Raw genomic sequence first — 17,444 nt, forward strand, 5'->3', positions numbered from 1 at the left:
AATGGCGGTGAAAAGTGGGAATCCAGTGTTTCCGTCAGTAGTGTGAGGTTTTAACCTCGCAAAGCGACGATAAATCGTCGCGCTACAAACAAATTCAGTGTGAACAATAATATGAGGACTTTTTCGATAACCTCAATATGAAAAAGATCGCTCTTATCTTTCCCGGACAGGGAGCCCAGACGGTCGGAATGGGCAAAGATTTTTACGACGAGCGTCCCGAATCCCGCGAGGTTTTTGAGACGGCAGATTCGATTCTGGGATTTTCTCTCTCAAAAGTGGTCTTTGAAGGACCCGAGGAAAAATTAAGAGAGACACTCTACACTCAGCCCGCCGTTTTTGCGGCTTCGGCGGCAATGCTTGAAGCGTTTAAGAAATCCGCCGCGGAGTCGGGCGTTACGCTTAATCCCGCTTTTGCGGCGGGGCACTCGCTCGGAGAATATACCGCGCTCTATTGTGCCGGCGCGTTCGGCCTGAAGACGGCTCTTAAACTTGTCAAAAGCCGCGCCGGATTCATTCAGGATGCGTCTGTTAAGAAATCCGGCACAATGGCCGCGCTCCTCGGTCTCGACGAAGCCAAGACCGCCGAGGTTTGCGCCGCTTCGGGCGCGGAGGCGGTCAACTTCAACTCTCCCGGCCAGATAGTCATAGCGGGCGACTCGGACGCCGTTGCGCGCGCGATGATTCTCGCAAAGGAAAAAGGCGCGCTCAAAGTCGTCGGGCTCAACGTCTCCGGAGCGTTCCATTCGTCGCTTATGAAGGACGCGGCCGTTAAAATGTCGGCGGTTCTGGCTGACGGGACGGTATCGGACACGGCGTTTCCCGTCATTATGAATGTCGACGCGGCGGCGGAGTCGTCGGCCGTCGCCATAAGACAAAAACTTGTCTCGCAGATAGACCATCCGGTTTTGTGGGAAAAAACCGTGCGCGCGATGCTTGCCGCCGGCGTGGAGCTCTTTATAGAGATAGGCCCCGGCAAGGTGTTGAGCGGCCTTATTAAAAGGATAGACAGAAAAGCCGCTGTAATAAACATCGGCGCGGTAACGGATATACCGGCTGCGGTTGAGTCCCTTAGATAGAAGTGGTTAGTGGGTAGTAAAGAAGTGGTTAGTGGATAGTAAAAGCGTCCGTTTGGCTACAAGCATATAGCAGAGATACACTAACCACTAATCACTATCCACTATCCACTTGCCTTTCTTATAAGGAGAATATGATGTGTGAAAAACGTCTCGAAGGCAAAATAGCGCTGATTACGGGTTCCGCCGCAGGCATAGGCCGCGCCATAGCCGAGGCCTTCGCCGCGGAGGGCGCCAAAGTCGTGGTCTCCGATGTTAACATCGACGGCGCGCAGAAAACGGCCGAAGAAATCGCCTCCGCTTCCGGTTCTGAAACCATGGCCTTAAAGCTCAACGTGGCCGATTCGTCCGAGTGCGATGCCGCGGTAAAAAACATCATTGAAAAATTCGGAAAAATTGATATACTCGTCAACAATGCCGGAATTACCAGAGACGGCCTCATACTAAGAATGACCGACGATGACTGGCTCAAGGTAATCGACATCAACCTCAAAGGCGTTTTTAATATGACCCGCGCCTGCGCCCGCGATATGCTGCGCAAAAAAACCGGCCGCGTCATCAATATCGCCTCCGTAGTGGGATTAATGGGCAACGCCGGCCAGGCCAATTATTCGGCCTCGAAGGGCGGAGTTATAGCCCTGACAAAAACCTGCGCCAGGGAGTTTGCTTCCCGCGGGATTCTGGTAAACGCGATCGCGCCCGGTTTCATACAAACCGCCATGACCGACACGCTGCCGGCAGACGCCAAGGCCAAACTTGCCGAGCAGATACCTCTTCGCCGTCTGGGTTTACCCAAAGATGTGGCGTCATCGGCATTATTTCTGGCGTCCGAAGAATCAAGTTATATAACCGGTCACGTGATTTCCGTCAACGGCGGAATGTATATGTAGTTTGTAAATGATGAGATTATAGAGGTTGGGAAATTAGGAAATTGGGTAAAAGCAGAAGATGAGATTGGGAAATTAGGAAATTCGGAGATTAGGGAGATTTCTTATAAATCCCAAATCTCCCGCTCTTAAGGCCTTTAATCTTTTACCCCAATCTCCTAATCTCCGAATTTCCTAATTTCGTCTTTTTAGGAATCGTCGCTGCGGCTTTTTGAGGCAGCGGAAAATAATCGAAGGAAGTCAAACAGGAGGAGCAACATGTCACAGGACATTGAAGCAAAGGTCAAAGAAATTATCGTAGAGCGTCTCGGAGTGGATCCCACGGAAGTCGTTCCCGCCGCATCATTCGTAAACGATCTCGGCGCGGATTCGCTCGACACAGTTGAGCTTGTCATGGCTTTCGAGGAAGAATTCGGTCTCGAAATTCCGGACGATGCCGCCGGCAAGATTCAGACGGTCGGACAGGCGATAGATTACATAAAAGCCAACAAGAAACAGTAAGACGCCGGTTGCAAGTAACTTGTTACGCCTGCCACGCGGTCGGTGTGTGGCAGGCGCGGTCGCTTTTTACCGGAGTTGCCGCGGGATTATTTCAGTAAACGGAGACGATAATGAGACGAAGAGTTGTCATAACCGGATTAGGAGTGGTAAGTCCCATAGGTATCGGCCGGGCCGATTTTTTGAGCGCTCTTGAAAGAGGCGTTTCCGGAGCGGCGGCCGTTACCGCCTTCGACGCCTCTAATTATTCGGCGACCTTCGCCTGCGAAGTAAAAAACTTCGTTCCCGAGAATTATATAGACAAGAAAAAGGTAAAGCGTTTGGCGCGTTTCACGCAAATGGCGCTTACCGCCGCCCGCGAAGCGGTGAAAGATTCGGGCATAGATTTTTCCAAGACCGCTCGTGACCGCTGCGGAGTGGTAACCGGAACGGGCATAGGCGGGCTTGAAGTAATCGAGCATGAGTACAGAAATTTGCTGGAAAAAGGCCCCCGCCGCATAAGTCCGTTTCTTATTCCCATGATTATTACCAACATCGCGCCCGGCGAGATAGCCATAGAAAACGGACTGACCGGCCCCAATTACGCGGTCACCAGCGCCTGCGCGTCTTCAAATCACGCTATAGGCGACTCCATGCTGTTTATCAGGAACGGTCATACCGACGTCATGATCACCGGCGGCGCCGAGGCGGCCATAACCCCTCTTGGTTTCGGCGGATTCTGCTCGATAAAAGCGCTTTCCACCCGCAATGACGACCCCGCGCACGCGTCCCGGCCGTTCGACAAAGATCGCGACGGGTTCGTTATGGGCGAGGGCTCGGCGATGTTCGTCATTGAATCTTTGGAACACGCGCGCGCCCGCGGAGCCCGCATATTGGCCGAGTTGGTCGGCTACGGCGCTTCCGACGACGCATACCACATAACCGCGCCCGCGCCCGACGCCGCAGCCGCCGTGCAGGCCATAGAATCGGCCATAGCCGACGCCGGAATATCCAAGGACGATGTCAATTATTTCAACGCTCACGGCACCTCGACCCAGCTCAACGACAAGACGGAGACCCTCGCCATAAAAAAAGTGTTCGGCGACCGCGCCTCCAAAATTCCGATATCATCCACCAAATCAATGACGGGCCATTTACTGGGAGCGTCCGGCGCCGCCGAACTGGCCGCTTCGGTTCTGTGCATGAACGCCGGATTCATACATCCGACAATCAACTATACCACGCAGGATCCCGAATGCGACCTTGACTACGTGCCGAATCAACCCCGTCGTCAATCCTACGATTGTTTTATTTCCAATTCCCTTGGTTTCGGCGGACATAATGCCGCCATCATCGCAAAAAAATTCCGCGAATGAGACGCCTTGCCGGCGAAAGGGAAACAGTAACGAAATAATCCGCCGCTTCCCCGGAAATCTCGGCGATCGCGCGCTTCTTGAAAGAATAAGCAACAATGACAGAGATAGAAACCCGTTTGCAATATTCGTTCGGCTCTTCCGAGTTGCTGGACAAGGCGCTTACGCACCGCTCGTACCTGAATCAAAACCGCGGCGCCGGCGATAACGAACGTCTGGAGTTTCTGGGCGACAGCGTAATAAGTTTGATTGTTTGCGACTATCTTTACCGGAAATTCGAGGAACTGCAGGAAGACCGGCTTTCTAAACTCAAATCCTCGATAGTTTCGCAGCGAAATCTTTCCGCATGGGCGCGGTCGATTGATTTGGGCGACAGCGTCAAGCTCAGCGATTCCGAGCGTACCTCGGGCGGCGATGACAAGGATTCCATCATAGCCGGTTGTTTTGAATCGGTCATAGGCGCTGTTTTCATAGACGGGGGATTTGACGCGGCCGGAGTAATAGTAAGAAGATTCCTTGAAGACCAGCGGCTCGAAGATTTGGAAAATGATTCTAAAAGTGGGCTTCAGGAAATAGCGCAGGCGCGTTTTTCGACGCTGCCGATTTATAGAATAATAAAAGAAGCCGGCCCCGCGCACGAAAAATTTTTTGAAGTGGAAGTGGATATAAAAGGCAATGTCTACGGACGCGGCGCCGGCCGCTCCAAAAAAGAGGCGCAGAAAAACGCCGCGGAAGACGCTCTCGGCAATTTGAAAAAAGAGAGTTCCGAATCGGAAACAAACAATAATCAGATATAAGCCAATACCGGAGGAAAAATGGATTATTTCTTGACTGAAGAACAGCAGATGATAGTGGATCTCGCCCGCCGGATCGCGCAGGAGAAAATTAAACCCGTGCGCGAGTATTACGACGAAAAAGAAGAGTTTCCCTGGCCTCTTGTCGAGGAATTCGCCAAGAGCGACCTTTGCGGCGTATACATACCGTCGGAATACGGCGGAATGGGCGGCGGCATACTTGATTTTGTTCTTTTGGTCGAGGAACTTTCCAAAGTCGACGGCGCCATATCTTTGTGTCTGGCCGCCACGGCGTTGGGGACGTTTCCGATTTTGCTGCACGGCAACGAGGAGCAAAAAAGAAAATATCTTCCCGACATCGCAAGCGGAAAAAAACTGGCCGCTTTCGGACTTACGGAGGCCTCGGCCGGCTCCGACGCCACCGCGCTTAAAACAACCGCCATTAAAGACGGAAACCACTATGTTCTCAACGGCACCAAATGTTTCATAACCAACGCCGGCGAAGCCGAGATATACACAGTGTTCGCCTCGACCAATCCGGCCAAGGGTGCGCGGGGCATTTCGTGTTTTGTCGTCGAAAAAGGCACTCCGGGATTTGATTTCGGCAAGAAAGAAAAAAAACTCGGCATAAGAGCGTCTTCCACGCGCGAGTTGATATTCAATAATTGCAGAATTCCCGTCGAAAATCTTGTAGGCAAAGAGGGTCACGGGCTTATGATAGCGCAGTCCACTTTCGACGCGTCGCGTCCGGGCGTGGCCGCGCAGGCGCTCGGCATAGCCGCCGGCGCAACGGACGAAGCCATAAATTACGCCCGCGTCAGGGTTCAGTTCGGCCAGCCGATATCGTCTTTTCAGGCGATACAGCACATGCTCGCCGAAATGGCCACCGAGGTCGAGGCCGCCAGAGCACTGCTCTATGCCACGGCCAAAATGATGGATGCACAGAGCGCGTCCGGCAAAAAAGAGCGCGTCACCAAGGAATCGGCGATGTCCAAATACTACGCTTCCGAGATAGCCATGCGCGTTACGACCAACGCCGTGCAGATTTTCGGCGGCTACGGTTACTCGCGCGAATACCCTGTTGAAAAGATGATGCGCGACGCCAAAATCACGCAGATATACGAAGGCACCACGCAGATACAGAAAAACGAGATAGCTCTGGCTATAATAAAAGAAGCCGCGGCGAAGAAATAAGTCACAAGGAAACAATGAGGACGGAGGTAATTAAAATGAAGAATACAGGCAGCGTATTGACTATTCCCAAAAAAATGACCAAAGGTGAAGAACTAATCGTTTTGACACGCAGGGAGTATGAAAATTCTGTTTGTCGCAGTAGGGAAATTTTAGGAGTACTGAAAATTATTGCGGAAGGTGAGCAGGCATATCGCGAGGGAAATACCATATCAGCGTCTTCTTTGGACGAGGCATTAAAAATCTATGCCAAACGTTGAAATTAAGAAAATCCATTTTGCGCCAAGATTTTTTAAATCATTCAAGAAGCTTCCACCTCATATACAAATACTTGCCAAAAAAAAGGACGCTCTGTTTCGCTTAAATCCTTTTGCATCTCAGCTTCAAGCGCATAAACTCAAAGGTTCATTATCCGGCGTATGGTCATATTCCGTAAATTATCAATACAGATTGCTTTTTCGTTTTATTAAGTCCGATGAGGTTTTATATTATGACATCGGGACACATGAGGTTTATTGATGAACATAATCGTTTGTATCAAACAGGTTCCCAACACCACTAACGTCCAGATAGATGAAAAAACCGGCACGCTCAAAAGAGAGGGCGTGGAATCGGTTATCAATCCTTTTGACGAATACGCCATTGAAGAAGGCGTGCGGCTAAAAGAGCGTTTCGGCGGAAAAGTCACCGTTATAACTATGGGTCCGCCGCAGGCCGAGAAAGCCCTGAGGGAAGCCGTGGGGCGCGGAGCCGACGCCGCGGTGCTTATAAGCGACCGGGCCTTCGCCGGAGCCGACACGTGGGCCACATCGCACACTCTTTCAAGAGCCGTGCGCACGATAGGCGAATATGACATAGTCATTTGCGGAAAACAGGCCACCGACGGAGATACCGCCCAGGTAGGCCCCGGCGTGGCCGAGATGCTCGACATTCCTCACGTCGCCTATGTGAAAAAAATAGAAAATGTGCAGGATAATCTTATGACGGTCGAGAGGATGATGGAAGACGGGTTCGATATCATCGAAGTCCCGCTGCCCGCCCTCATAACCGTGGTCAAAGAGATAAACACTCCGCGGCTGCCGTCGCTCAAAGGTATGATGGCTTCCAAGAAAGCCGTGATACCCCATTGGGGAGCCAAAGAACTCGGCGCCGACAAGAACGACATAGGCCTGAACGGCTCGCCCACACAGGTTATGAAGATTTTCACTCCGCCCCCCCGTCCGGGCGGGGAAACTCTCATCGGCGCTCCCGAAGAAATCTCCCGCTCCCTCGTCGAAAAACTCAAAAATCTCAAGGTGATTTGAAATGGCCAACGAAATCCGAGTACTCAAAGAAAAATGCACCGGCTGTACGCTTTGTTACAGGGAGTGTATGTTCGGAGCAATATCCATTATAGACGAAGATCGTCAGATTGCCGACGGCAGAAGAATAAAAAAACTTGCCTCGATAGATTTGGATAAATGCACGTTTTGCGGAGCGTGCGTCGCCGCGTGCAAAAAATTCGCGGCGATAGAACTTAAAAAAGACGAGGCCGCCGTTCATCTTGATATCGATCCGGCTCACTACCGCGGCGTATGGATTTACGCCGAACAGCGCCACGGCGAGATATCGCCGGTTGTTTATGAACTCTCCGCCGAGGCCCGCCGTCTGGCGGACAAGCTCGGTGTAAACCTTTCGGCCGTGCTGATGGGCGATAAAATCGAGCCCAAGGCCAAAGACCTGATCAACCACGGCGCCGACAAAGTATACGTTTTCGACGATCCGGTTCTTGCGGAATTTCAGGATGACCCGTATTCGGAACTGCTTTCCAAGCTTATAGCCGAAGAAAAACCCGAGATAGTGTTAATGGGCGCCACCAATATCGGCCGTTCCTTCGCGTCGCGCGTTGCCGCCAAGATTCGCACGGGGCTTACCGCCGACTGCACGGCTCTGGATATCGACACGGCCAACCGCAATCTGTTGCAGACGCGTCCGGCCTTCGGCGGAAACATAATGGCCACCATCCTTACGCCGCGCCATCGTCCGCAGATGGCGACGGTACGGCATAAGGTTTTCAAGCCCGGAGTTCCCGATCCCGCCAGAAAGGGCGAAGTCGTCAAGAAAAATGTCAATCATTCGGAGTTGGTTGTCCGCACGAAATTTCTGCGTTTCATCAAAGATACGTCGGCAAAGGTCAATCTGGCGGACGCCGACATAATCGTATCCGGCGGGCGCGGTCTCTGCAAGGCGGAAGGTTTTAAACTTGTGGAGGAACTCGCCGAAGCGCTCGGCGGAGCCGTGGGATCTTCGCGGGCGGCCGTCGACGCCGGCTGGATACCCTATTCCCATCAGGTCGGCCAGACGGGAAGAACCGTCAGCCCCAAGATATACGTGGCCTGCGGAATATCGGGTCAGATTCAGCATCTCGTCGGAATGAACTCCTCGGACTTGATTATCGCAATCAACAAAGACAATACCTGCCCTATGATGAAAATGGCGACCTTCGCCCTGGAAGGCGACCTCTACGAAATCATTCCCGCTCTTGTAAAAGCGCTCAAAGAAAGATGATGCGCGCGGCCTCCCGCAAAAAGTCGTCGGCGTCTCCGCCGGAACGTTCCGTCGCTTCCCCACGAAAGCATATAGTCATCGTCGGCGCGGGAGCTATGGGTACGCTGTTTGCGGCGTTGCTTTCAAAGTCCCGCCGCGCCGAGGTAACTCTTGTCGCAAAGAATAATTACGCGCCGCCGTCATCCGGCCGCGATGGCGTGACTGTATCGGGGAAAACCCGCCTTCAAATCCCCGCCGGAAAAATCAAAATAGTATCATCTTTCCCTTCTTCGCCCAAGGCAAAAACTTCGCCGGCCGATGTCGCCGTAATTCTGGTAAAATCTTCCGATACCCGTTCCGCCGCGACGGCTTTGCTGCCGTTTGTCGACGGTAAAACAGTCGTTGTAACTTTTCAGAACGGTCTGGGTAATGTGGAAGCCGTAAAGGAAATTCTCGATCCGGCTCGCCCCGCCGCCGTGCTATCGGGCGCCACGACCCACGGCGCAAGGATTAGATTCCCGCGTGTTGTCGAGCATACAGGCAATGGGGAGACACTTATCGCCTATGATTCGGCGCAGGAAAAAAAATACGCTTTGGTGGCTGCGCGGATTTTGGCGTCGTCGGGACTGGCCACGCGGCCGCGCAAGGATTCTGCCTCGATACTGTGGTCAAAACTCGTCGTCAACGCGGCCATAAATCCGGTCGGCGCGGTTTTTTCTCAGACCAACGGCGAAATCCTTAAAAATGACTTCGCGTTGAAAATCGCGTTGTCGGCCGCTTTTGAGGCCGCCTCGGTCGCGCGGGCTCTGGGCATAAAATTATTGTATCCCTCGGCGGAGAATAAAGTCAAATCGGTGCTTGCGGCGACCTCATCGAACAGAAACTCGATGTTGCAGGACGTATCCGCCGGACGACCCACCGAAATCGAAGCCATTAACGGCTCTGTGATCAGAGCGGCGCGGCGTGTCGGTGTTAAAACGCCGTACAACAGGGTGCTTTACAGCAGCGTAAAAATTTGTCTGTAAACCAAAACTTTTTTTGTCTTTAATAAACCCGTCTGTTTCCTGCCTTCCCCGTCGCAGATTGGCGGGAAAAACCCCATACAAGCGTCTATGAGGCGTGCGGTTTTCCTCTCGGCACCCTCACCTTAATCCTCTCCCGTAATAGGGAGAGGAAAATTATTGTCCGTGTTTGAGGGCAACAAGCAAAAAAAGATTTACTCTGAAACGTTTATGCCATCGATATAAAACTTAGCGTCGGGTTTCGTCGGATTTTGTATAATATCTCCGCAAAAATCCCCCGTACCCCCTTTTACAAAGGGGGAATAAAGCGCCTCTCTTTGAAAACTTGTTTCCGAATATTTAGGGGAAAGAAGGCAGGGGAGATTTATAAAACAAATAAATGATGAATAAAAATTTTCTTGCCGTTTCGGGCTCTCATAGCGAAATGGGCTTCCGGCAGGGCGCGGAGTTCGCCGCCGACATCAAGGGGACTTTCAAGCGCGTTCTCGGATTCGACGGCATAAAGCTCGTAAAACCTTTTTTTATGCCCAAGTCCGTTTTCGGGTGGTTTATGAAGCGTGAAATCGCCGCCAAATGGCTTGGCAATATCAGAGTTATGGCGCCGCACCAGTACGAGCGGCTTTTGGGCATAGCGGAGGGCGCCGATACTCCGATGGAGGAGCTTCTTTCGATTCAGGCGTTGGAGGTTATGGCCGACGACGTGTCTTTGGTCATAGAGGGCTGCTTCTCGGCCGCCCTGCATCCGTCGAGGACGGTTTCCGGCGAGCCGGCGGTTATAAAGAATTTCGATTTCATCCGTGATTTCGCCGACGATAATATCGCGCGCATATCGTCGCCTAAGACGGGTTTTGCCAGTTTTGAACTCACTTACAAGCAAATTACCGGTTCGCACGACGGAATGAACGAGAAGGGACTTGTAATAACTTATAATTACGGGCTTACCGCCGAAAAAACCGAGGCGCGTCTTCCGATAACCCTTTTGGTGCAGGAAATTCTTGAAAACTGCGCGACCGTCGAGCAGGCGCTTGCGCTCGTCGGGAATTTCCGTTTTCCGAACGCCGCCATATTGACTGTGGCGGACGTTTCCGGCGCGGCGGCTTCCGTGGAGATAACTCCCGAGCATATCGCGGTTAGACGTCCGGCAAACGGCGTGATAGTCAATACCAATTTTTTCTCGACCGACGAAATAAAGAAATTCGACATCCCCCGCTCGGCTATGTATTCGAAAAAAGCCCCCGCGGGAATTCGGGGAAGAAGGATTCACGAAACGAACGAGCTGCGGTATGATCGCGCCATGGAGTTAATTAATTCAAACAAAAAACTTTCCGAAGACGACCTTATAAAGATTCTATCGGATCATTCGGGCGCCGTCGGTTCGGAAGATACTATCTGCAGGCACGGCGATTTTTTCAGGACTCAGGTATCCGCGATTTTTTATCCCAGGCGCCGCCGCATACTTGTGTCATTCGGGTTTCCCTGTCTGTCGGAGTTCAGCGAATATATTTTTTGACTCCGCTAAATGAAAAAAATATCCGATATATTATCTTCGGGCAAGACGACGCTTTCTTTCGAGTTTTTTCCTCCCAAAACTCCTCCGGGAAGAATTAAACTTTACGAGAAGGCGTCGCGTTTGACGGAACTCTCGCCGGATTTTTTTTCGGTGACATACGGCGCCGTCGGGGGAACGCGCGAATTTACCGAAGAAGTGGCCGGAGAACTACAAAACAGGTTTGGCGTTCCGGTTATGCAGCATCTTGCCGCTGTCGGACATTCCGCCGCGGATATCAGAAATATGCTCGATAAAATGAAAGTCCGCGGCATACGAAACGTAATGGCTTTAAGGGGAGATGTTCCGGACGGCGTCAGCGTTTCGTCCGTCGAAAAATTCCCTTATGCCGCGGATTTGTGCCGGTTTATCGTTTCCGAATACGGTGATTATTTTTCCGTCGGAGTGGCCGGTTATCCCGAGGGGCATCCCGATACTCCGGATCCGGACGTCGGCGCCGAGCATCTTAAAATGAAAATTGCCGCGGGCGGCGAGTTTGTGGTCACCCAGCTTTTTTTCGACAATGACAAATTTTTCCGCTATATGCGTATGCTCGCGGCGCATGGTCTTAAGGCGCGTGTTATCCCCGGGGTGCTGCCGATAACCGACTACGGACGGCTTCTGTCTTTTTGTCAGAAATGCAAAGTGGATATTCCCGAAGAAGTTCATAAAAGATTCCGCCCGATAGCCACAGACGCGGCGGCGACTTTCAAAGAGGGCGTGGCGTTGGCGCGCGCGCAGTGCGATGATCTTTTGTCGCGCGGGGCGGGCGGGCTGCATATTTATACGCTCAATCAGTCCGAGGCGGCCGCCTCGACGGTGGAAGGTTTGATAAAATGAAACGCGTTAAATCCGCGAATCTCGCGGAGATGAAAATATCGTCTTATTTGTCGGCGTTGTCGGCGCGGATGCCTTCGCCCGGCGGAGGTTCCGCCGCGGCTTTGGCGGCGGCTTTGGGCGTGGCTTGCGCTCTGAAAGCGGCGGCTTTTACAAAGGTGGAATGTCTTCCGCCTTCGCGCCGCAAGGTCTTTAAGGCGGCCTCAAGGGTTCTTGTGACGGCTCGCGGAGTTTTCGAGCGCGCCGTATCGCGGGATGCCGTCGCGTATTTCAAAGTTTCCGCGGCGGCAAAGCGGCTATCCGCGGCTCCTTCGGGGAGCATTGAAGCGTCTCGGGCGGCGGGGCGGTTTGCCTCGGCTCTGGAGCGCGCCTCGGAGGTACCCTCCGAGGCGGCGCGCGAAGCGCGCCGAGCGGCGCGCGCCATCGCCGGAAGCCGTCGCGATTTCAACCCGCGTTTCGCTTCCGACATCGCCTGCGCCGAACTGCTTCTTGCGTCCGCGGCGCGCGCCTGCGCGCTCCTGGCGGCGGAAAATCTGGCCGCGGCCCGCCGTGCCCTGTCCGGAGCCAAAAAATGAAAGCCAAAATAATCGACGGCAGAGCCATCGCCTCAAAAATTGTCGCCGCCGCGCGGGAGAAAATCGCCCGGCCGGGCGCTGCCCCGGTGGTGCTTGTGTCGGTAGTTGTGGGCGACGATCCTTCGGTGGCGTCGTACGTAATAACACAAAAGAAAGTATGCGCCGGGGCGGGAATATTACACGAGACGGTCAAATTCGACTCAACAATAGCAAAGCGCGAGTTGCTCTCGGAAATCACGCGCCTTAACGCCGAATACAGAGTTACGGGCGTAATAATCAATCTGCCTCTGCCGGAAAGAATAAGTTCCTATGAGGTACAGAGCGCGGTGTCCGGGGAAAAAGACGCGGAAGGACTTAACCCCGCCAATCTTGGAAATCTTATGCATACCGGCGCGCCGCGTTTTGTCCATCCGTGCGCGGCATCGGCCGTTATGGAATGCATAAAACATTCCGCGACAACGCTCAAAGGCAAGGAAGTCGTAATAGTGGGACACGGCGACGTCGTCGGCAAACCGCTCGCGGCAATGCTTTTGTCGTCTAAAATATCCGCGCCGACCGTCACCGTTTGCAATATTACTACGCGCGATTTGGCCTCGCACACCCGCCGCGCCGATGTGCTTGTTGTGGCTGCCGGAAAAGCCGGACTCGTAACAAGAGATATGGTCAAGGACGGCGCCGTAGTCATCGACGTCGGAATAAATACCGTGGAACTCATAGACGACCGCGGACAAAAAATAATAGACCCCAAAACCGGATTAACGGCGGTTCGCATCGTCGGAGACGTGGCTTTTGATGAAGTCGCGGAAGCGGCTTCGGCCATAACGCCGGTTCCGGGCGGAGTGGGACCGGTCACGTCGGCAATGCTGGTAAGAAACATGGTTTCTCTGGCATCCGTCCGCCGGCCCAAACAACAATGAAAATAATATCAAAGGCGTTCGATTTCAAAACTCCCGGTAATTGCGACATTGTCGACCTTACAGAGCGAGCCCGCAAAGCGCTGTCCGACACCGCTCTTAAAAACGGGCAACTTACGGTATTCGCTCCCGGCGCCACTTGCGCCGTCACGACGACAGAGTACGAGCCGGGACTGCTGGAAGACACCAAAGAAATATTTAAACGTATCGTCGCCGAGCGACCCTGGCGGCACGATGCCGATTCGCCCACGGGCAACGCTCCGTCACACTTGCGCGCTTCGCTTGTGGGGCCTTCGCTTACCATTCCGTTCATCGACGGTAATTTGACGCTCGGGACGTGGCAGAGCGTGGTTTTCATCGATTTCGACAACCGCCCCCGTTCCCGCAAAGTTATATTTCAGTTTATCGGAGAGTGACAACCAATGGCAATGAAACCCGTACTTCAGGTCGCGCTTGATTTTATCGACCTAAAAAGAGCTCTTACGCTGGCAGGCGAAGCCGTGAAAGGCGGAGTCGACTGGATAGAAGCCGGCACGCCCCTGATAAAAGCCGAAGGCCTCGAAGCCGTGCGCGCCCTCAAAAAACAGTTTCCCGGAAAAATAATCGTGGCCGATATGAAAACTATGGACGTTGGCCGCGCGGAAGTCGAAATCGCCGCAAAGGCCGGGGCGTCCGTCGTGGGCATACTCGGCGCCGCTTCCGACGAAACCATAAAAGAAGCCGTCGCCGCCGCCCGAAATTACGGCGCCAAAGTCATAGTCGATCTCATAGAAGTAAAAAATCCCGTAGCCCGCGCCAGAGACGCGGAACGTCTCGGAGCCGACTACGTGGGAGTGCATATTCCCGTCGACGATCAGATGAAAGGCAAAACCTGTCTCGACGTCGTTTCAAAAGTCGCCTCAGCGGTTTCCATACCGGTTTCGGCCGCGGGAGGAATCCATTCCGGCAATGCCGCCGCAGTCGTAAAAGCGGGCGCGTCCATAATAGTGGCGGGCGGCTCAATCACCAAATCTCCCGACGCCCGCGCCGCCGTATCGCGCATAAAAAAAGCCATGAACACCGGCGCGGCGATATTCTCCGAGAGATTCAGAAGGGTGGACGAAAAAAACATACTGGCCGCCCTCGGCAAGGTCTCCGCCGCCAATTTGTCCGACGCGCTTCACCGCGCCGCGCCCTTAAAAAACATTTTTCCCGTTTTTGCGTCCGGAAAAATCGCGGGCCGCGCCGTAACCGTCAGAACCGCGCCGGGCGACTGGGCCAAGCCCGTGCAAGCCATAGATATCGCTTCGCCCGGAGACATAATAGTCGTCGACGCGGGCGGAACGAGTCCCGCGGTTTGGGGAGAACTCGCCACCACCAGCGCCGTCCTGAAAAAACTCGCGGGCGTCGTCATTTACGGCGGCATACGCGATGTTTCGGACATAAAAAAAATAAAGTTTCCGTCTTACGCTTCCGTCATCACCCCTCAGGCCGGCGAACCCAGGGGCTTCGGAGAAATAGGCGTTACGATTGACATAGGCGGAGTGAAAATATCCTCCGGCGACTGGATTCTGGCCGACGAAGACGGCGTTATGGTCGTCCCTTCGGCCACGGTCGTGGAATCGGCCAACAGGGCGATGGACGTGCTCGAAAAAGAGGAGCGTCTGAGAACTGAAATAAAAGCCGGCAAGACGCTCTCTGAACTGGCCGAACTTCTGAAATGGGAGAAGAAATAAGTGAAAACCGCAACTACTATCGGCAGTATGCCGCACGTATCTCCCGACGAGGCGCTCGATATTATAATGCGCCGCACGCCGGATTTGGTCGCCTGGCCGCAGCTTCCCCGCCGGTCGTATCTTGAAAATATGACGGCCCAATACTCGGAAAACTTTCCCGGCATCACCAGAGACGACGCCAAAAAAAGGGTTTATGTATCGTCGGAAGCAGCCCTTGCCGGCCTTGAAAAATTTTACGAAAAATATCTGGCCGACGACATAGATTATTTTTCCGTTTCGTCCGATGTTGCGGCGGGACTTCACGCGCTGTTGAAGCGCTCCGCGGCCTCGCCGTCTATTGCGGTAAAATGCCAGACGGCCGGGCCGGTGACATTCGCCATGATGCTCAAAGACGAAAACGATAAACCGGTTTTTTTCGACGAAAATCTCAGAGACGCCGCCATAAAAAACGTGGCTATGAAATCCGTCTGGCAGTTGAAGGCCTTCGCCGGAGCGTGCCGCACGGTGTTTCTCGACGAGCCGTATCTTTCCGCCTATGGCAGCGCGTTCACGGCGCTTTCGCGCGAAGACGTCGTCGATACTCTTAAAGCCGCCTTCGGCGAAGTCCGACGGCTCGCGCCCGCGGCGCTCGGACTTTCGGCTTCAAGCGGGACGGACGGGAAAGACGTCTCCATCGGAGTTCATTGTTGCGGCAACACCGACTGGTCGCTTTTGGTCGACGGCGGAGCCGACATAATATCTTTCGATTCGCACGGATTCGCCGAATCCCTCGCCCTCGCGGCGGATTCCGTCAAAAAATTTCTTGAGGCCGGAGGTCGAATCGTCTGGGGCGCGGTTCCAACCTCGGCCGATGTCCTTGCCGCCGAAACGCCGGCGTCTCTTAAAAAGCGTCTTGACGACGCCGTCGCCGTTGTCGCCGCCAAGGGCGTCGATGAAAAACTTCTGCGCGGCCGTATGCTGATATCTCCGGCCTGCGGATTGGGCTCTCTCGACGAAAAAACTGCGGCCCTTGCGCTCGAATACACGCAAATTCTGGCGGAATCGCTTTAGAGTGGTGTCGTTGCGCGTCCGCCGCACCCTTGTCATTGCGAGCCACCCAAAGGGTGGCGTGGCAATCTCTGCTTTCGGGAGATTGCTTCGTCGTCAAGGCGGGGCGGGCTGTCGTTCATCAAGTAGGGGCGTATAATTATACGCCCCTACAACTCCTCGCAATGATGAAATGAAAAAAACCATGACCAAAACCAAACGCATAGCCATTATAACTCCCGGAGGCGACGCCCCCGGAATGAACGCCGCCATACGCGCCGTGGTGCGCGCGTCGCTCGACGAAAAAATCGAGGTTCTCGGCGTTCGCCGCGGCTACGCGGGACTTCTTGAAAACGATATAATCCCGATGTACGCCCGCTCCGTAAGCGGCATAATCCATCGCGGCGGCACTATTCTGAAAAGCAGCCGGTGTTCCGAAATCAAAAAGGACTCCGCCATCCGCGCCGCCGCCGCAATACTCAAAGCCCGCTCCGTAGGCGCGCTTATCGTCGTCGGCGGCGACGGCTCCATAAGAGCGGCTCAGCGCATTGCCGCCGCCTCGCGCGGCGCCGTCGGCGCGGTATGCCTTCCGGCGTCCATCGACAACGATATTTTCGGTACGGATGAAACCATCGGCTACGACACGGCGCTCAACACGGCCGTCGATGCGGTCGATAAAATCCGCGACACCGCAGTTTCATTCGACAGGGTGTTTATCGTCGAAGTAATGGGCCGCGAACACGGTTATCTGGCTCTGGATACGGCGCTTGCCGCCGGCGCGGAGTTCGTTGTGGTGCCGGAAATAAAAACGCCCGTAAAACGCATTGCCGCCGAAGTCAAGACGGAAAAGTCCCGCGGGAAAACTTCGGTGATAGTAGTATTCGCCGAGGGCGCCGGCAACGTGCGCGACTTCGCCTCGGAACTTTCCCGACTGTCGGGCTATGAAGTCCGCGTTTCGTCCCTGGGATACATTCAGCGCGGCGGAACTCCATCGGGGCGCACAAGAATTCTTGCCGCGAAATTCGGCGAGCGCGCCGTGCGGCTTGTCGCGTCTGGCCGTCTCAACCGTCTCATCGCGCTCAAAGACGGAAAAATTTGCGACCTGCCGCTTTCAAAAAATGTCGGCCGCGAAAAAACCGTCGACCGCCGACTTTACAAACTCGTCGGCAGTTTGGGCAGGTGAGATAATGCGTGAATCGTGAAGCGGGAAGGGTGAAGAGTAGTTTTCTTTTAACCCTTAACGCTTCACGATTTACGCCTCACGTCTTTTCTTTTCGTAACAACTTCGTAACAATTCCATGCTATAATCTTTCACGTCCGGCGGGGATTATTTTTTATTGCGATTAGGGGGGATGATGCACAAGAAAATAGTTCCGTCGGAGGTCTTGGTTTCAAAGATACTTGTGATACGCGGTCACAAAGTGATGCTCGACCGCGAGCTTGCGGAGTTGTACGGTGTCGATGTCAGGCACCTGAAAAGACAGGTGC

The 17,444-nt window shown here is 53.8% G+C and carries 20 protein-coding genes; all 20 read left to right on the top strand.

Annotated features, from left to right (window positions below; translation table 11 throughout):
• Positions 1-137 precede the first annotated feature (137 nt).
• Positions 138-1,076, top strand: a complete 939-nt coding sequence (gene fabD, locus CVU77_00935) for a [acyl-carrier-protein] S-malonyltransferase (protein ID PKN02398.1) — start codon at positions 138-140, stop codon at positions 1,074-1,076.
• A 134-nt stretch (positions 1,077-1,210) separates the two neighbouring features.
• Positions 1,211-1,963 (top strand): 3-oxoacyl-ACP reductase, encoded by a 753-nt coding sequence (locus CVU77_00940; GenBank protein PKN02399.1) that lies wholly within the window; start codon positions 1,211-1,213, stop codon positions 1,961-1,963.
• Between the two features lie 255 nt (positions 1,964-2,218).
• Entirely contained in the window at positions 2,219-2,461 is a 243-nt protein-coding gene (locus CVU77_00945) for an acyl carrier protein (GenBank protein ID PKN02400.1), read from the top strand.
• 110 nt (positions 2,462-2,571) lie between these two features.
• Positions 2,572-3,813, top strand: a complete 1,242-nt coding sequence (gene fabF / locus CVU77_00950; protein ID PKN02401.1) for a beta-ketoacyl-[acyl-carrier-protein] synthase II — start codon at positions 2,572-2,574, stop codon at positions 3,811-3,813.
• A gap of 95 nt (positions 3,814-3,908) precedes the next feature.
• Positions 3,909-4,607 (top strand): ribonuclease III, encoded by a 699-nt coding sequence (rnc, locus tag CVU77_00955; protein PKN02402.1) that lies wholly within the window; start codon positions 3,909-3,911, stop codon positions 4,605-4,607.
• Positions 4,608-4,625: 18 nt separating this feature from the next.
• Positions 4,626-5,798, top strand: coding sequence for an acyl-CoA dehydrogenase (locus CVU77_00960; GenBank protein PKN02403.1), 1,173 nt, complete (start codon positions 4,626-4,628; stop codon positions 5,796-5,798).
• 14 nt (positions 5,799-5,812) lie between these two features.
• Positions 5,813-6,055 (top strand): hypothetical protein, encoded by a 243-nt coding sequence (locus CVU77_00965; protein PKN02404.1) that lies wholly within the window; start codon positions 5,813-5,815, stop codon positions 6,053-6,055.
• Complete coding sequence (locus tag CVU77_00970; GenBank protein PKN02405.1) at positions 6,042-6,314, top strand: type II toxin-antitoxin system mRNA interferase toxin, RelE/StbE family; 273 nt, start codon at positions 6,042-6,044, stop codon at positions 6,312-6,314. The genes CVU77_00965 and CVU77_00970 overlap by 14 nt, the downstream gene beginning before the upstream one ends.
• Positions 6,314-7,099 (top strand): electron transfer flavoprotein subunit beta, encoded by a 786-nt coding sequence (locus tag CVU77_00975; GenBank protein PKN02406.1) that lies wholly within the window; start codon positions 6,314-6,316, stop codon positions 7,097-7,099. The genes CVU77_00970 and CVU77_00975 overlap by 1 nt, the downstream gene beginning before the upstream one ends.
• Position 7,100: 1 nt before the next feature.
• The gene (locus CVU77_00980) at positions 7,101-8,342 is read left to right on the top strand and encodes an electron transfer flavoprotein subunit alpha (GenBank protein ID PKN02407.1); all 1,242 of its coding nucleotides are present in this window, start codon (positions 7,101-7,103) and stop codon (positions 8,340-8,342) included.
• The gene (locus CVU77_00985; protein ID PKN02408.1) at positions 8,339-9,346 is read left to right on the top strand and encodes a hypothetical protein; all 1,008 of its coding nucleotides are present in this window, start codon (positions 8,339-8,341) and stop codon (positions 9,344-9,346) included. Before CVU77_00980 ends, CVU77_00985 begins: the two co-directional genes overlap by 4 nt.
• Before the next feature lie 376 nt (positions 9,347-9,722).
• Positions 9,723-10,853 (top strand): hypothetical protein, encoded by a 1,131-nt coding sequence (locus CVU77_00990; protein ID PKN02409.1) that lies wholly within the window; start codon positions 9,723-9,725, stop codon positions 10,851-10,853.
• 9 nt (positions 10,854-10,862) lie between these two features.
• Positions 10,863-11,729 carry a 5,10-methylenetetrahydrofolate reductase gene (locus CVU77_00995; GenBank protein ID PKN02410.1) on the top strand — a complete coding sequence of 289 codons (867 nt, stop codon included), beginning with the start codon at positions 10,863-10,865 and terminating at the stop codon, positions 11,727-11,729.
• A complete protein-coding gene (locus tag CVU77_01000) occupies positions 11,726-12,301 on the top strand; it encodes a hypothetical protein (GenBank protein PKN02411.1) in 576 nt (191 codons plus the stop codon). The genes CVU77_00995 and CVU77_01000 overlap by 4 nt, the downstream gene beginning before the upstream one ends.
• Positions 12,298-13,218 carry a bifunctional 5,10-methylene-tetrahydrofolate dehydrogenase/5,10-methylene-tetrahydrofolate cyclohydrolase gene (locus CVU77_01005; GenBank protein ID PKN02412.1) on the top strand — a complete coding sequence of 307 codons (921 nt, stop codon included), beginning with the start codon at positions 12,298-12,300 and terminating at the stop codon, positions 13,216-13,218. The genes CVU77_01000 and CVU77_01005 overlap by 4 nt, the downstream gene beginning before the upstream one ends.
• Entirely contained in the window at positions 13,215-13,631 is a 417-nt protein-coding gene (locus tag CVU77_01010) for a secondary thiamine-phosphate synthase enzyme (protein PKN02413.1), read from the top strand. The genes CVU77_01005 and CVU77_01010 overlap by 4 nt, the downstream gene beginning before the upstream one ends.
• Positions 13,632-13,643: 12 nt before the next feature.
• Positions 13,644-14,930 carry a bifunctional hexulose-6-phosphate synthase/ribonuclease regulator gene (locus CVU77_01015; GenBank protein PKN02414.1) on the top strand — a complete coding sequence of 429 codons (1,287 nt, stop codon included), beginning with the start codon at positions 13,644-13,646 and terminating at the stop codon, positions 14,928-14,930.
• Between the two features lie 27 nt (positions 14,931-14,957).
• Positions 14,958-15,980, top strand: a complete 1,023-nt coding sequence (locus CVU77_01020; protein PKN02415.1) for a methionine synthase — start codon at positions 14,958-14,960, stop codon at positions 15,978-15,980.
• A gap of 169 nt (positions 15,981-16,149) precedes the next feature.
• Positions 16,150-17,139 carry an ATP-dependent 6-phosphofructokinase gene (locus tag CVU77_01025; protein PKN02416.1) on the top strand — a complete coding sequence of 330 codons (990 nt, stop codon included), beginning with the start codon at positions 16,150-16,152 and terminating at the stop codon, positions 17,137-17,139.
• 172 nt (positions 17,140-17,311) lie between these two features.
• On the top strand, positions 17,312-17,444 hold a 133-nt coding region (locus CVU77_01030), incomplete at its 3' end, for a DNA-binding protein (protein ID PKN02417.1).

It is taken from the genome of Elusimicrobia bacterium HGW-Elusimicrobia-1 (assembly GCA_002841695.1).
GTDB lineage: Bacteria > Elusimicrobiota > Endomicrobiia > PHAN01 > PHAN01 > PHAN01.